Annotated in this window: 9 protein-coding genes and 2 pseudogenes; all 11 read right to left on the reverse strand. The window is 60.9% G+C overall.

Annotated features, from left to right (window positions below; all coding sequences use genetic code 11):
- Window positions 1–16: 16 nt before the first annotated feature.
- Window positions 17–742: a P-type conjugative transfer protein TrbJ gene (gene trbJ / locus NP503_RS20825; protein WP_024502854.1), complete on the reverse strand. Its 726-nt coding sequence runs from the start codon at window positions 740–742 to the stop codon at window positions 17–19.
- On the reverse strand, window positions 739–3,189 hold the full coding sequence (gene trbE / locus NP503_RS20830) for a conjugal transfer protein TrbE (protein ID WP_024502853.1): 2,451 nt from the start codon (window positions 3,187–3,189) through the stop codon (window positions 739–741). Before trbE ends, trbJ begins: the two co-directional genes overlap by 4 nt.
- A complete protein-coding gene (locus tag NP503_RS20835; RefSeq protein WP_024502852.1) occupies window positions 3,183–3,455 on the reverse strand; it encodes a VirB3 family type IV secretion system protein in 273 nt (90 codons plus the stop codon). Before NP503_RS20835 ends, trbE begins: the two co-directional genes overlap by 7 nt.
- Window positions 3,455–3,763, reverse strand: coding sequence for a TrbC/VirB2 family protein (locus tag NP503_RS20840; protein ID WP_024502851.1), 309 nt, complete (start codon window positions 3,761–3,763; stop codon window positions 3,455–3,457). The genes NP503_RS20835 and NP503_RS20840 overlap by 1 nt, the downstream gene beginning before the upstream one ends.
- A gap of 12 nt (window positions 3,764–3,775) precedes the next feature.
- On the reverse strand, window positions 3,776–4,744 hold the full coding sequence (gene trbB, locus NP503_RS20845) for a P-type conjugative transfer ATPase TrbB (RefSeq protein WP_024502850.1): 969 nt from the start codon (window positions 4,742–4,744) through the stop codon (window positions 3,776–3,778).
- A complete protein-coding gene (locus NP503_RS20850; RefSeq protein ID WP_024502849.1) occupies window positions 4,741–5,154 on the reverse strand; it encodes a CopG family transcriptional regulator in 414 nt (137 codons plus the stop codon). The genes trbB and NP503_RS20850 overlap by 4 nt, the downstream gene beginning before the upstream one ends.
- A gap of 116 nt (window positions 5,155–5,270) precedes the next feature.
- Window positions 5,271–7,295, reverse strand: coding sequence for a conjugal transfer protein TraG (locus NP503_RS20855; RefSeq protein ID WP_024502848.1), 2,025 nt, complete (start codon window positions 7,293–7,295; stop codon window positions 5,271–5,273).
- A gap of 220 nt (window positions 7,296–7,515) precedes the next feature.
- Window positions 7,516–11,028, reverse strand: coding sequence for a Ulp1 family isopeptidase (locus NP503_RS20860; protein WP_236383242.1), 3,513 nt, complete (start codon window positions 11,026–11,028; stop codon window positions 7,516–7,518).
- 833 nt (window positions 11,029–11,861) lie between these two features.
- Window positions 11,862–14,168, reverse strand: coding sequence for a S9 family peptidase (locus NP503_RS20865; RefSeq protein WP_024505658.1), 2,307 nt, complete (start codon window positions 14,166–14,168; stop codon window positions 11,862–11,864).
- Window positions 14,169–14,835: 667 nt separating this feature from the next.
- Window positions 14,836–15,067 (reverse strand): annotated as a pseudogene (locus NP503_RS20870) (IS5/IS1182 family transposase); the annotation flags it as partial.
- 86 nt (window positions 15,068–15,153) lie between these two features.
- A pseudogene (gene fni / locus NP503_RS20875) lies at window positions 15,154–16,198 on the reverse strand (type 2 isopentenyl-diphosphate Delta-isomerase).
- Between the last annotated feature and the right edge of the window lie 38 nt (window positions 16,199–16,236).

A 16,236-nucleotide genomic window follows, 5' to 3' on the forward strand; every position in this document is an offset into this window, starting at 1 on the left:
CGTGATGAACTCGTGATTAATTGCCGGGATAAGCCGAGCCGGTACCCAAGAATCGCTTCGTCATCTCGCGGGCGGCTTCGTCTGACTGGGCCTTGCGGGCGGCATCCTCGGCCTCAGCTCGAAACTGCGTTGCGAGCAGCGTCTGGATCTGCATCTGCTGTTTTGTCGAAAGCGCCATCAGCTGGTTGGTGGCCTGGCTTGCCTGAAGCGCACCGGCCGCCCCTTGGCTGCGGTTGACGAGATCGGCGAGCAGATCGCCGTCGGCGCGGACGTTCTCGACGATTTGCGACTGGACACCCATGGTCTGGCGGAACGCCTGCATGGCGGTTTGCCAACGCTCCCGCGCAGCACTCGCCACATCGCTGACTTTGATCGTGGCGTCGTAGCTTTCCGGATATTGGCTGCGCCACTGGTCTTGAAGCTTGCCCAGATCAAAGCTGAGGCCACTCGCCTGGTCCATCAAGCCGTCGATGCGATGGAGCGAACCGGTGAGTTGGCCAACGGAAGAGAAATCCAGACGCTGAAGATTGCGCGCCATGTTCTGCAGCATGGTCGCCTGATTCTGCAGCGACTGGATCTGGTTGTTGATCTGCTCCAATGCGCGCGCGGCCGTCAGCACGTTCTGCGCATAATTGGACGGATCGAACACGATAAGGGCGTAGGCGGGCTGCACATAGTCGGCCATAGGCTTGGCGATCAGGGAAACGGTGATCAGGCCGGAGAGAAGGCGTCGCCGCATCATGAGAATTGCTCCTTGTCTGGTTGAGGGAATTGCTTGAGAAGTTCGCCGGCCCAATCGAGGCCGCGCGCGATCAGGAACTGCGAGGCAAAGCTGCCTTGCCCGTCTTCGGACATGATCCTGTCGATCAGAGTCTGCGTGGCCGGATCGGAAGCACCGCAAAGCGCAAGAGCGATGGGGCCAAGCTCGAGCTCGAACAGACGGTTGCCGCGGCGCGATTGCAGATAATACTGACGCTTCGGCGTGGCGCGGGCGATCAATTCGATCTGCCGCTCGCTTAAACCGAAGCGCTCGTAGGCTGTGCGCGCCTGGGGTTCCACGGCACGATCATTGGGAAGGAAAATGCGCTGCGGGCAGCTTTCGATGATTGCCGGCGCTATGCCAGAGCCCGCGATATCAGCCAGCGACTGCGTAGCGAAGACAACCGACACGTTCTTCTTTCGCAGCACCTTCAGCCATTCGCGGATGCGGGCGGCGAACAGCGGATTGTCGAGATAGACCCACGCCTCGTCGAGCATGATCAGCGTGGGCCGTCCGTCGAACCGTTCCTCAAGTCGCTGGAACAGATAGGTAAGCACTGGCAGCAAAGCGCCTTGGCTGTGCATTAACTCCTCGGTCTCGAAACACTGCACATCCGACAAGGCCAGCCCATCATGATCGGCATCGAGCAGGCGGCCGAAGGGACCATCGAGCGTGTAGGGCATCAATGCGGTCTTCAGCGCATTGGATTGAAGCAGGACCGAAAGACCGGTCAGTGTGCGTTCCTGCGCCGGCGCGGTGGCAAGGCTGGCCAGCGCTGACCAAATAGCCTCCTTCACCTCCGGCGTGACGGTGACGTTCTCGTGGGCAACAAGGCTGGCGATCCATTCGGCCGCCCAGCTTCGGCTAGCCTGGTCGTTGATGCTGCGCAGTGGCTGAAAGGCAAGGGAACCGTCCGCTCCTAGCGCGTGGTGTTCTCCACCCATGGCAAGTGTTGCAGCACGGGCCGAATTGCCTTTGTCGAAGACATAAACCTGGGCGCCGGCGTAGCGCCTGAACTGCAGAGCAATCAGAGCAAGCAGAACCGACTTGCCGGCGCCGGTCGGACCAACAACCAGCATGTGGCCGACATCTTCGACGTGGGTGGAAAGCCGAAACGGTGTCGACCCACTGGTCTCGGCAACGAAAAGCGGTGGCGCTTCGGTTTGGGTGACTTTCGCGAGATGCTCGTTTGTCGCAGGACCGGCCCAAACCGACGACAGCGGCATGAGATGGGCAAGATTCAATGTATGAACGAGCGGTTGGCGAACGTTAGCGTAGACATGGCCAGGCAATGAGCCGAGCCAAGCCTCGACCGCATTGACGCCTTCTCGGATCGTGGTGAAGCCGAGCCCATTGATGATGCGCTCGACCGCGCGAAGCTTCTCTGCAGCGGCTTGGCGATCCTCGCCCCACACCGTCACGGTGGTGGTGAGATAGCCGAAACTCACATGATCACCGCCCAATGCCTGAAGGGCTTCGTCGGCATCGAGCGCCTTGTTGTCGGCATCGCTATCGACAAGCGGGACCGGCTCGTTGGTAATGACCTCGCGTAGGATTGCCACGATCGACTTGCGCTTGGCAAACCACTGCCGGCGCAATCGCGTCAGCGTCTTCGTGGCTTCCGTTTTCTCGAGCGGAATGAAGCGCGTCATCCAGCGATAGGCGAAATCCTGATGATTGAGGGTATCGAGGATTCCGGGCCGGGTGAGGTTCGGAAAGCCGAGGATGGTCAGTGTGCGAAGATGCTGCTCACCAAGCATCGGCTCCAGGCCACCGGTAAGCGGCGCATCGACCAGGATTGCATCCAGATATATCGGCGTTTCCGGGGCCATGATAGGATGGCGACGAGGCGAAATCGTGCCGTGGAGGTAGGTCAACGTCTGAGCATCATCGAGGACGCGTACTTCGGACATGAAACCCGAGAAGAGATCGAGCACGCGGTTGGTCTCGTCACGGAACCTCGCCAGATCCTGGCGCCAGTCTCTTTCTCCTCGGGAATAATGAGAGTCGACGAGCGTGCTTTCTGCGCGCGCCTGGGCGTCCGGCGGTGGCATAAACACCAAGGTCAGATGATAGCGGCTCTCGTAGTGCGCTACCTTCCCCTCGAAAGCAGCGCGGCGTTCTTCGTCGACCAGCCACGACGCGGCGTCAGGAAAATGCGAGTTCGGATAGCCCAGCGCTTCTGTGCGCTCGGCCTCAAAGAACAATGCCCAGCCAGAGCCAAGGCGTCTGAGAGCATTGTTCGCCCGGGCGCAAATGCCGACGAGTTCAGCCTCCGTCGCACTTTCGAGATCCGGGCCGCGGAACCGCAACGTCCGCTGAAAGCTGCCGTCCTTGTTGAGCACGATGCCGGACGCAACCAAGGCAGCCCAGGGTAGATGGTCGGCAAGCCGGTCGGCTTTGCTTCGATATTCCGAAAGGTTCAGCATGCAAGCCACCCCTTCAGACGTAGGTGGCGCACAAGCACGCTGGCGAAGTCCGGATCGCGTCTTGCGGCAAACACCGCTAACGAGTGGCCTGCGATCCAAAGCACCAGACCAGCAATCCATTGCTGCAAGCCGAAGCCAATGGCCGCGGCCACTGTACCGTTGAGGATCGCCACCGCGCGCGGAGCCCCGCCGAGCAGGATCGGCTCGGTCAGCGCCCGGTGGACCGGTACTGCGAAGCCCTCGATATGCTGCTCCCCGGCGGCCATCAGACGAGCGCCCCACCACCGAAGGAGAAGAAGGAGAGGAAGAAGCTCGATGCCGCGAAGGCGATCGACAGACCGAAGACGATCTGAATCAGGCGCCGAAAACCACCGGCGGTGTCGCCGAAGGCAAGCGTCAGGCCGGTGGTGATAATGATGATGACCGCAACGATCTTGGCGACCGGTCCCTGGACGGACTCCAGGATCTGCTGCAGCGGCTGCTCCCACGGCATGCCTGAGCCGGCGGCATAAACCGGGGCCGTGATAAGAAACGCGAGCGCTGTGGACGAAAGAAAGCGAAGCTTCTTGCGCATGAGGAAGGCCTTTCAAAGCTGCTGGAGTTGCGAAAGCGTGAGCGGGGCAACGGCGTAATCGCCGCTGCCGTCGAGACCGGTGACCTCGGCGATTGCGTCGATGTGGCGCGACGAGCCGCGTCCCGCTATGAAGACGATCAGATCTATCGCCTCAGCGATGAGCCGGCGGGGAACGGTGACCACGGCTTCCTGGGCGAGTTGCTCAATGCGATAGAGAGCCGAGCGCGCGGAATTGGCGTGTACGGTAGCGATGCCGCCTGGGTGCCCGGTGTTCCATGCCTTCAGCATGTCGAGCGCTTCCGCGCCCCTCACCTCGCCCACGATGATGCGGTCCGGCCTGAGCCTCAGCGTCGAGCGCACGAGATCGGCAAGGGTGACCGAGCCCCGCCTTGTTCTCAGGGCAACGCAGTCCCTGGCCGCGCACTGCAGTTCGCGTGTGTCCTCGATCAGGATCACCCGATCGTCGCATTCGGCGACTTCAGCCAGCAGAGCGTTGGCGAGTGTTGTCTTCCCCGAGGAAGTGCCGCCGGCGATCAGCATGTTGCGCCGCTCGCGGACGGCCTTTTTCAGCGCATCGGCCTGCAGCGGCAGCATGATGCGTTCGGCAACATAGTCGGCCAGGGTGTAGACTTTCGCGGCGGGCTTGCGGATGGCAAAACATGGCGCCAACACCACAGGTGGCAGCAGGCCTTCGAAGCGTTCGCCAGACGGCAATTCGGCACTGACGATCGGGTTGTCGGCGTGCGCCTCGGCGCGCACGTGCGAAGCAACCAGGCGGATGATACGTTCTGCCTCGGACGGGTGCATGTGAACGTCGGTATCGACCCGACCTTCGCCTAACCGGTCGAGTCGCAGCGCGCCGTCGGGATTGACCATCACCTCGATGACGGACGGATCGGCCAGGGCTTCGGTGATTGCCGGACCCATGGCGGTGCGCAGCATGACACGCCGCCGGTGGTCGGCCTCGGGATGAGAGCTCATCCTTCCCCTCCCCCACCATTGTCTTTGCTAAGCGACTTTTTGCCGGAAGCGATCTGGCGGCCGACCTTCTCAACGAATTTCTCGAAACGCTCTTGGGCAATAGCCTGCGTTGATCGATCCGGGACCGGCGTGTGGGCGTGAAGGGTGATCGAAAAGCGGATGAAGAGCGCCAGGCTCTCCAGGATCACCTCGGAATCGCGCCTGACGTGGGCAAGATCGCGGGAGAGCCGGTCAAGCCTTACGCCGTAGCGCCGATCGAACTCGCTCTCGCCACGCCGCTCGATGAACGCCTCGATCGCCTTCGCCACGATCGCTGATTTGGTCGTTGACGGATCGCGACTGAGGTTGTCCAGTTTCTCGCTGAGCTCCGGCTCAAGCAGAAACTGATGGCGAATGCGGTGCGGCTTCATGCGGCTCGTTCCGACGGCCCGGCGTTGCGCCGGCGACGGGAGAAGCATCGGCCAGACGCTCAAAATTGCTTATGGCCGTTATCTACGCTGAGGTGCGCTCTGCAACTCAGCGGACTTCAGAAGCCGGGAATGACATCGTCGCCCCTGCCCTCGTTGATACCGTAGGCGCGGGCCGCAGTGGAAATCCGATCCATGACACGCTTGTCCGCGAGCGCTTCGCTGTCATCGTCTGCGGGCTTGTACAGATCGGCCTGATCGGGCTCTTGAGAGACAACAACGTCTTCTTCGGGCAGGCTTGGATGGCGTTGCTGCTGAACGCCTCCCTCGTCTTCAACTGGCGCGTCGGCGCTTTCCTCGTCCGCAGCAAGTCGGCTATCGACGCTGCACACTTGTCCAGTCCAGCCGTCCGGGCGTGATGCAGGGCAGTCCGCATAGGGTCCGTCGTGCAGCACCGGCGCAGGCAGCACCCGATCTGTGAAATTCTGATCCTGATAATAGCGCAGCTTCTTGGCGCGGATCGGCGGCAACCCAGAAACCAGGACCAATTCGTCTGACGGCGGCAATTGCATCACCTCGCCTGGCGTCAGGAGCGGGCGCGCGGTTTCCTGGCGGCTCACCATGACATGTGAAAGCCAGGGCGCAAGCCGATGGCCCGCATAGTTGCGCATCGACCTAAGTTCGGTTGCGGTGCCGAGGGCATCCGAGATGCGCTTGGCCGTGCGTTCGTCATTGGAGGAAAAGGCAATTCGCACGTGGCAATTGTCGAGAATAGCATTGTTCTCGCCATAGGCCTTTGAAACCTGGTTCAAAGATTGTGCGATCAGATAGGAGCGAATGCCATAACCTGCCATGAAGGCGAGCGCCGTTTCGAAGAAGTCGAGGCGACCGAGCGCCGGAAACTCGTCCAGCATCATGAGCAGCTGATGCTTACGGCTCTTCTTCGGGTCCCCCTCCAGACGCTCCGTCAACCGCCTGCCGATCTGGTTCAAGATCAGTCGCACCAAAGGCTTGGTGCGCGAGATATCCGAAGGCGGCACGACCAGATAGAGCGACAGCGGTCGCTCTCCATCCACTAGGTCAGCGATGCGCCAGTCGCAGGACGAAGTGGCCGCCGCGACCGTTGGATCACGATAAAGCCCGAGAAAGGACATGGCGGTCGAGAGGACGCCTGAGCGCTCGTTTTCCGACTTGTTCAGGAGTTCGCGGGCCGCCGAGGCCACTACGGGATGGACCTGAGGGTTATGCCCCGTCCCGAGATGGTTTGTCGTCATCATCCGCCGTAGCGTTGCGGCAAACGAGCGTTGCGGGTCCGACAGGAAGGTGGCGACGCGGGCAAGCGTCTTGTCCTCTTCAGCGTAGAGCACGTGCAAAATGGCGCCAACTAGAAGTGAATGGCTGGTCTTCTCCCAGTGGTTCCGTCGCTCCAGCGCGCCCTCGGGATCGACGAGGATGTCGGCGATGTTTTGAACGTCCCGGATCTCATCTGGGCCTTTGCGCACCTCCAGCAGCGGGTTGTAGCGTGCCGATCTCGGGTCGGTCGGATTGAACAGAAGGCAGTACGAGAATTTCGACCGCCAGCCGGAGGTCAACTGCCAATTTTCGCCTTTTATATCATGAATGATGGCAGACCCGGTCCAGGAAAGTAGCGTTGGAACAACCAGCCCCACGCCCTTGCCCGAACGCGTCGGCGCAAATGCCATGACGTGCTCCGGGCCGTCATGGCGCAGATAGCGATCGTTCAGCCTACCGAGGAAAACGCCCGCCGGCCGTAACAACCCTGCCGTCTCGACCTCATGAGTCGTGGCCCACCGTGAAGACCCATAGGTCGTAACCGACCCGCGCTGTCGCGCGCGCAAAAGCGAGCCTGCGATTGCGGCGGCACAGCCCAGGAATCCGCTGGCGCCTGCAAGCGTACCGGCTTTGTCGAAGACCTCCGGCGCATAAGCATCGAAGTGGAACCACCATTCAAACAGCTTCCACGGCTTGTAGATTGGCCAGCCGGCGAAGAGAAACCATGGTGCGCCGAGAGGCGTCTGGTAGGTCAGCATTTGAGCGCACCATTGGGTTGCCGTCCATACGCCGATAATGACAATTGCGCACACAACGGCGATCTGCCCGATCAGTAGCTTCGTAGGTGTCATCGGCTTGACCCGCTGAACAACGCGACCTAGCATCGCGCGGCGCAGCCGGGACAGGAATGTTCCTCACATACGATTTGGGAGCAATGAACGACTTCCTACGTATGCAGGTCGGTCAGCACGCGTGTTGCGCCTTCACGCGACACCATCCTCTCCATTCACCCTGAGGCCCGGCGCCGACGACAGTTGCGTGATCGCTCCTCCGCAAAGTTATCTTCTGCGTTCAGGGAGCCAGGGGCGCCTGGGCTGGCTGATGAACACCGTCCGCTCGCGCATGTGGGGTCGAATTGATTTGTGCCCAAGTGGAGGCAGGCTCATTTAACAGTTGCCGCAGTTCCCCTGGCTCGAACGCCATCATCGGTGGGGAAGCGGGTTCATCCTCCAACAGTTGCCGCAGTTCCTCTGGCTCGAACGCCATCATCGATGGGGAAGCGGGTTCATCCTCCAACAGCTGCCGCAGTTCCCCTGGCTCGAACGCCATCATCGATGGGGAAGCGGGTTCATCCTCCAACAGCTGCCGCAGTTCCCCTGGCTCGAACGCCATCATCGTTGGGGAAGCGGGTTCATCCTCCAACAGCTGCCGCAGTTCCCCTGGCTCGAACGCCATCATTGGTGGGGAGGCAGGCTCGTCCTCCAACAGTTGCCGCAGTTCCCCTGGCTCGAACGCCATCATTGGTGGGGAGGCAGGCTCGTCTTCCAACAGTTGCCGCAGTTCCCCTGGCTCGAATGCCATCATCGGTGGGGAGGCGGGTTCATCCTCCAGCAGCTGCCGCGGCTCTTCCTCGTGCGGCAAGCGCCTCCTTAGCCGGTCTTGCAGCGCCTGCCGATCGGCAACGAGGTTGTCGAGGGGCAGCGGCTCGTGGTCTGGCCGCTGCCCTTTCACCAATCGTTCAACCAGCGCCCACGTGCCCTCCAGGACAAATACGCCGCAATCATAATGGTTCGTCTGTCTGGCCATGGGGGCTGGCGCCAAGGTGGCATTCAGCAGTCCTGCGAGCTGTTTTGCAGGCACGTCGTTATATCCCTCTCGCTGGAGGGAGTCGTAGTGATAGGCGAACCGCCTTTCCGGGTCGCGGCGATCAACGAGCAGCAGCGACCAATGGGTGCCGGGGCTAGTAGCCGTGCCATTATTCACTGGCAAGAACAGGAAGTCGGCTGTGGCGTTGTTTTGATTATAGATGGACTGCAATATGCCTCGAGCGTCTTGCGGCGACGTGTGTCGCAGTAGATGGGATACGGAAGGATCCACCAGCCGAGTCCGGGCAGCGAGCGCCGGATTGATCCCCTGCAGTTGCCCCTCCAGCAAATTGTAATCTCTCTGGATATGGGCGTCGCTCAGCCATTCGGCGGCGCCGAGCACCCGCCCCGTTGCAACGTTGGACGGGGCTGTCGGATCGAGCGCCCCGATCTGAGCCCCAGAGGAACTGGTAGTCAGTGTGGTCACATCAACCAGTGGAAGGCCGCGGTAGGTGCCTGGCAGCCTAGCGGTTGCTGGCGAGGCGGGTTGGGGAGCTCTTGCCGGTGCCGCTGGCCCAGCTTCAGCAGCGGCCCCAACGCGCCTGGTGACTGCGTCTGCCGGATGAGCAGAAAGGACAGTTTCGCGCCCGAGCACAATGCGCGGCAGGATATCCCGGAGGTGAGCCAATGCAGAACTGATACTTAGCCTATTACCATAGGAGACAGCCTTGAAGCTCTCAACATCTTTATCCAGCGATTTGTCGTGAATCCGAGCCGCAATCCCAAGCTTGTTATTTTGACGCAGGTACTGACTAAAATGTCTAAGAAAATTTGTATAGCCGCCCACGGTATCTGGATTCCGTCCGGTCGCAGGCGCTGCCAGGTACTCCTTGGTCGAAGCGGCTCTGTAATTTCTAATGAGCTCGGCATCGTCAGGATAGGGGATCACGACAGGGCGAGCCATAATCGGGGCTCCGCCTGTCGACTTCTTGAGGTAACGCAGTGCGCCAGCCACGGTGGAGGAACCACCCGTACTCTCGTACTCCTTGAGATCCTGATCCAGCGACGAATGGTAAAGCCGAGCAGCAAACCCTGGCTTGTTGTTTTGAAGGAGCCACCGACTAAAGCCGAAAAGAGAATTTACATTGTAAGTGACCGTGTTCGCTTTGGCCTTACCCGCGTGGAATGCTGCCCTCAGCCCTTCGATAGCGGTCGCATCGTTGGAATAGACAGGACGCTTGTCGGCACCGTCGGGGACTACAATTGGACGATCCGGCTGCACTGTCGAGGGCATCGACCCACCACCTCCGGGATGCGGTGCTGGGGTGGATTCGTGCTCATCCCTCTGCCTGACGAGCTGCGCCTCACATTCCGGTGTAGCCACCTCATGAGGATCCTGCATCGGTTCGATCCCCTCCATCTCCTGCTGCAACCAAGCCAAAGCTTGGCGAGCGGCCTGCGCGGCTTCATCAACCGCGGAGGATGTCTCCACACCTCTGGCGGACGCCGGCAGAGCCTGCTCCGCCCGCCGTCGAAAGAGCTCTGGCGAGGCGGATTTCTCCGCCCACAATCTGGGCTGCGTAGCGAGTCCCCGTCCAGATTTATGTGGCACCGCCTCGCTTGGCAGCGGGCTGCTCCTGTCCCGTGCAGCTACCAGCTCCTCCGGGGCGCCCTGGTCGCCGTGGCGCCAGTTCAAGTGAGGGACGGCCTCTCCAAAGTCGGGCGCTTGGTGTTGGTGCGCGGTTGGGGCGAGAGACAATGGTAGATCGGTGCCCTCCTTATAACCTACCGGCAGGAGCTCCTCTGGCCAATCGAATCCCTGCTGTGGTGCGGTATGCTGAGCAGCGTCGCCACGGGGACGAGCCTCCATGCTGACCGCGTTTTCCAGATGATTCCCGAGTATAACGCGCGGCGGGTTCTTGCGGAGATAAACCAGCGCAGATTCGATCGGAGCTCCACCATTAGAGGAGGCGGCCTTGTAGCTCTCAACATCTTTATCCAGCGATTTATCGTAAATGCGACCCGCAATTCCGAGCTTGTCATTTTGACGTAGGTAATGACTGAAATGGTTAAGAGCAGTTGCGTAGCCGCTCGCGGATCTGAAATGTCTGGTGAGCGCGGCGTCGTCAGGATGGGGGTTCAGGACAGCGCGACCCACAATCGGGCCGGCTCCGCCCATCGACTTCATCAATTGACGCAGTGCGCCAGCCACGGTGGAGGAACCACCCCTACTCTCGTACTCCTCGAGATCCTGGCTCAGCGACGGATGGTAAAGCCGAGCAGCAAGCCCTGGCTTGTTGTTTTGAAAGAGCCAACGACTAAAGCCGAAAAGAGAATTTGTGCTGCGAGTGACCGTGTCCGGCCTGGCTTTACCCGCAAGGAGTGCTGACTTCAGCCCTTCGATGGCGGTGGCATCGTTGGAATAAACAGGACGCTTGTCGGCACCGTCGGGGACCACAATTGGACGATCCGGCTGCACTGTCGAGGGCATCGACCCGTCGAGATGCGGTGCTGGGGTGTATTCGTGCTCGTCCCCCTGCATCACAAGTTGCGCCTCCCGTTCCGATGTACCCACCTGATCGGTGGGGAGTTGCATCATCACGCGAGCGCCTGAGTTGCCAACCTCACCTGGTTGCCGCTCAGTGACAGCATGCTGCAGATTGCTTTGGATCCTCTGCCTCTTCGTTGGTCTCAACTCACCTTTACCATGCGAGCCATTGACGAGGACCTCCTCGCCTAGCGCACCCATCAACTCGTCCGCCGCCTGCAGTTCGCCCAAGTGCTGCTCAAAACCGGCTTGGCCGGCCTGTCCGCTTGCTCGTGCGGTACGGCGTGCTGCACCTGCAGCCAAGCTGCCACGATGAATGTCTAGTTTGTACGGGTGCACGCTATCCTCACTTCCACAGATCACATGAGCAACCTACTCAGGCAAGCTTTCGAGAGGCTGACGAGGTCCGCCGCCGCGGAAGGCGAAGGCTGGTTTTCTGCTCAGCGGTTGACGGCCTCGCGTGTTGCGGCCGCGCCGGGTATCACGCCAATCAATCTGAATAGTCGATGCGTCAAACGAACCAGGATGGGATTTTCGTAGCGGGGCTGCTCTACTCACTCTTGTCCTGAGGGCAGAATTCAACCATATCGCCGAGCAACTGGATGCCGATTGGATACCCGATCCGGAAAGCTTCAGCTCATATGTGACGCGAGGATGAGAATCGTGGCAGCTCCAGACCGACGGGCTGCCACCCACAGCGGCGATGACCGACGAGGGTCTTCTATTGCCAAGGCAATCGTCCGTTCGGGGACCTATGTGTTCCAATGCTCGTCGAGCGGATCGGTGGGCCGCACCGCCGTAGCGTTACGGCGAGCGGAAGCGGCGTTGGGTGCGGCTTTTCCCCTGAACGCTTCACACCAGGCTGATAGGGGATCTTGCAATCGCACACACGCGGTCTGCAGGCGTGCCTATCAAGCAGTTTGCTCAGACCAACGCCGCGGCGAGCCGATCCTCAATACGCAGCGCAAGTCCTAGACTCCACGATCGTCCTTCGGTGCAGATTTGCTCGCGCCTCGCCCTGATTACAGCTGATAAGGCGAGCTAACAATTGCAAGAGCCACAAGCTATTCCAGCTCGATCGGTTTGGTGTTCCAGTCGGGCGGGGTCTGACCGAGAATGTTGCGAACGAAGAAGTCTAGGAGTTTGCGCTCGGTGTAGGTGCCTAGAGTATGGTGATTGGCACCAGGAACGTAGACCATGTCAAAATCTTTTCCTGCCTTGATGAGTCGATCGGCAAGCTGGAACGAGCAAAACGGATCGACATTATCATCCATTTCGCCGACCGCGATCATCAGCTTGCCCTGCAGCCTGTGAGCATTGTCAACGGCGGAGGATTGCGAATATTCAATGCCGACCGGCCACCCCATCCAAAGTTCGTTCCACCAGGTCTTGTCTATCCTGTTGTCGAAGCAGCCGTTTTTGGCGACGGCGACCTTGTAGAAATCGGGGTGAAAGAGCAGCGCGCTGACTGCACTCTGGCCGCCGGCGGATGCGCCAAAAATGCCGACGTTGGATATGTCGTACCATGGATATTGCGCGGCCGCCGCCTTGTGCCACAGAATGCGATCGGGAAATCCTGCGTCCTTCAGATTCTTCCAAGCAACATCATGGAAGGCGCGGGAGCGGTTGTTGGTGCCCATGCCGTCGATCTGAGCAACGACGAAGCCCAGCTGCGTGAGCGGCTCTGTCCACCGCGAGAAGGATTTTGGGACGAAGGAGCCGTGGGGTCCAGCATAGATATTCTCCACAACCGGGTATTTCTTCGTCGGGTCGAAGTTGGCTGGCAGGTGGAGCACGCCCCAGATGTCAGTTTTGCCGTCGCGCCCCTTGGAATGGAAACTGAGCGGCGGCTGCCAGCCTGCGGCGACGAGCTCAGAAATGTCGGCCGTCTCGATCTGCTGGAGCTTGGCATTGTCGCTGGCGCGGTAGAGTGCCATGCGCGGGGGCAGATCGATGCGTGACCAGAGATCGACATAATAGCGCCTGTCAGGCGAGAACTCGATATGGTGGTTGGCCGGTTCGGGCGTCAGTGCAGTCAGTCCCTTGCCGTCAAAGCCGATGCGGTAAGCATGGACCCAATAGGGGTCCTCCTGCGAGTTCATCCCGCTCGCCTCGAACCAGATCTGACGCTTGACCGGATCGACATGGTTGACCCTCCGGACGACCCACTCACCTCGCGTGATCTGGTTTTCGAGCGCGCCTGTCCGGCCGTTGAAAAGATACAAATGCTCATACCCGTCGCGCTCTGATGCCCAGATGATCTCCTTCCCGTCATCGACATCGTAACGGAAGATTTTTCCGGCATCCTCCTGGCCATGCCCCAGCGGCAAATAATCAACGAATGTCTCGCTGGTCTCATCGATCAGGGAGCGCCCGCGGCCCGAGGCGGCGTCTACCTCGACCAGGCGATAAAGCTGATGCCCGCGCTGGTTATATTCGAAAGTGAAGCCGCGGCTGTCCGCCCACCACCGGAGAGGGGAAAGTTCGAAGACGTTCGAGAAGAGGGCACCGTCAATCACGATCTGGCGCCGGCCGGCAATGTCGAACAGGACTGGCTGGGGCAGCGGAAGGACATCGCCCGGCCTGGGATAGAATTTTGTTGAATATTCCCGCTCCAACTGGTCCGTCGAAGAATTGAGGTAGCGGACCTCTCGCCTATAGCCGGGGCGAACAAGGTAAGCGGCGAGGTGGCGCGAGTCCGGCGACCAGCTCAGCGTCGAAAAGACGTAGCAATTGCCTTCGGCTCCGTCCCGGCTCAGAGGAACATCCTGCAATCCGTCCTCGCTGCGCAGGAAAACGTTGCAGTTCTTGATATAGGCGATCCATTTGCCGTCGGGCGACGCGTTGCTCTTGTCGGGGTTGTTCTCCGCTGGCGGCGTGTAGCGGTGGCTGAGCTCCCTACGGTCCCCTTTCCTTGCATCGAATGTGGTGCTGGTACAGTCATAGCTTGCAAGGTCGCAGCTCCACCGGGTGTCTTCAATCTGGAAGTCGAGCCTGCGACCATCCTCACTCAGTTCGAAACGGTCGAACGGAAGATTGCCGGCTTGATAGCTCTCATGGCTCACCTTGTTTAGCGCTGCCGCCAGACGCGCCTGATCGAAAGCGGGCCGCTTGAAACCCGTGGCAGCATCGACCTGCATGAACTGCTGCTCGCCGTGGCTAGTCCGGCGGTAGACGAAGGCTTCACCCCCGGTCAGCCAGAAAGGCATTTTGGGGACATTGACAGTGAGCCCGCCATATCGTTCGTTGATCGTAAGTGCGCGCTTGAAATCGGCCGGCGCTAGCGTCGGGTGTAAACTTTTCGAACCCTTGGCCAGCGTCTGAGTTGCCGATCGCCATGCGGCGCGCGTCAAAGCGCCGATCCTGGACATACCTGTTCACTTCTTTCGGTTTTCGGAATGCTAATTTTGAAGTTGGGTTCTCGTCGCCGGTCTGCAGCAGCGCCGAAGCGTCGCCTTGGAGGAGAGCCAGCACGCGGGTGCAGCCAGGCACGCGCAACAGGGGCGCTCCTTGGACATCCAGGCACTGGTTCGGGTGCCGATTGAAGAGTTGGCGTCCGCCGCCGAAACAACCAGGAAAGAGCGTCCATGCAGCCCTGACGCGACTATTTCCCCGCGAGTATGGCCGCTTGCTTTTCTGCATCATCTGAAAGGTCCTGCTCTAGTCGGGCCGGATGTCACCCCGGCAGAAATCATTGTGCTATTTCGACAATCTCCGAGCGATTGCCGCCGGCCCATGACGAGGTTTACCGATAGGGCGCAATATGCGTGCCAAAGGAAAAGCGGTTTAAATACACGGCAATCCGCCTATGTCGCATCCCCAACATCGTCGCACACCGGACAATGCCGGACGAAATTGTCCCGGGGCGTCAAATTGGTTTGATGGTGACCCAAGGAGTTCTGGCTTTATCTGAGGCGTTCGGCCTTTTTCGAAAGCCGGACTCTTCGCGCGTTTCCGACGGCCCGAAGCGCCTGATCAAAGCTGACGGCATTCCCGGGTCTTGGCCTTGCCACAGCAGCACCTGCTGCATCAATTCCGACGGACGCTGTAGAACACCTGCAACACACGGCCCGCAGCAATTTCTCCGGCGCAACGCTGGGGCGACCGCCTTTGGCACTGCAGGCGTACATGCCGGAAAGGATGCCGTCTAGCCGCACCAGCGCTCCATTGATCATCAGCCGGTGCGGGCACCAGGATGACCGGCTGGAACGAAATCTTCCAACCGCTTCATCGTGAACAGCTGCTCCATGAACACATCGCTCCCGTCAATCGAGCCGTCTCGCCAGGGGGATCAATAGTCTGTCTTTGGCGTAGGTATTTCAGCAGCCTGCTGTTAGCGTGCGGACGACGCCGACATCAACCGGCGGACAAATGCGACGAGGGCAACAAGCGCGCCTGACGCAACGCCGCCAGATCAGCCGAGCCCGTGCAGAAGCAGGCGACGGCCAACTGGCGGATGACGATCTCGAAATGCGCGACAACGGCCCCGGTGGACACTGTCGCCGCGCCCAGCACGCTGGCCGCCTGCCCGGCGATGTCCGCGCCCAGGCGGATGGCCTTGGCCACGTCGACGCCATCGCGGATCCCGCCCGACGCGATCAGCTTCACCGTTGGCAGCGCCCGACGCACCGCCTGCACGCTGGTCAGGGTGGAATCCCCCAATCGGCGAATGACATCGCCACTGCACGGTCGGCGGCATTGCGGGCGCGCTCGCCCTCCACTGCGGCCCAACTGGTGCCGCCGGCGCCGGCGACATCGATTACCGCCACGCCCGCCTCGACGAGCGCACAGGCACCGAGGCGGACAGGCCCGCCCCCACTTCCTTGGCCACCATCGGCACGCCCACGATGCGCGCGGCGCCAGCGATCAGCGCCAGGACGCCGCGCCAGTTCGCGGTCGCCCTCCGGCTGTACCGCTTCCTGCAGCGGATTGAGATGGACGATGAGCCCATCGGCCTCCAGCGCGTCCACCGCGCGACGCGCCAGGTCCAGGCCGTCGGCCTCCCGCAGTTGCGCGGCGCCGATATTGGCCAGCAAGGGAATGTCTGGCGCCAGGCGGCGCAGCGCGCGCGTTAGCCCCTGGGAGTTGCGGGATTGCAGGCTCACACGCTGCGAACCGCACATGGCGATCCCCAAGGCTTGCGCTGCCTCGCTCAAATGCCGGTTGATGGCCTCGGCCCGTGGCATGCCGCCGGCCATAGAGCTGATCAGCAGCGGCGCGCGCATAGCCTTGCCCAGCAGCGAGGCGCGCAGGTCGATCTGCGTCAGGTCCAACTCGGGCAGTGCGCAGTGTTCGAAATGGATGTACTCCCAGCCAGCGGCCACCGTGGCCGGCGCCGTTCGCCGATCCAGCACGATGTCCAGATGTTCGTCCTTCCCCGGCTCAGGGCGGTGTCGCTCATGCTCGCTCCATCCGTAGCAGCGGGCGACGGCGTTGCGT

The sequence above is a fragment of the Mesorhizobium sp. SEMIA396 genome (assembly GCF_024518615.1).
In the GTDB taxonomy this organism is placed as follows: Bacteria; Pseudomonadota; Alphaproteobacteria; order Rhizobiales; family Rhizobiaceae; genus Mesorhizobium.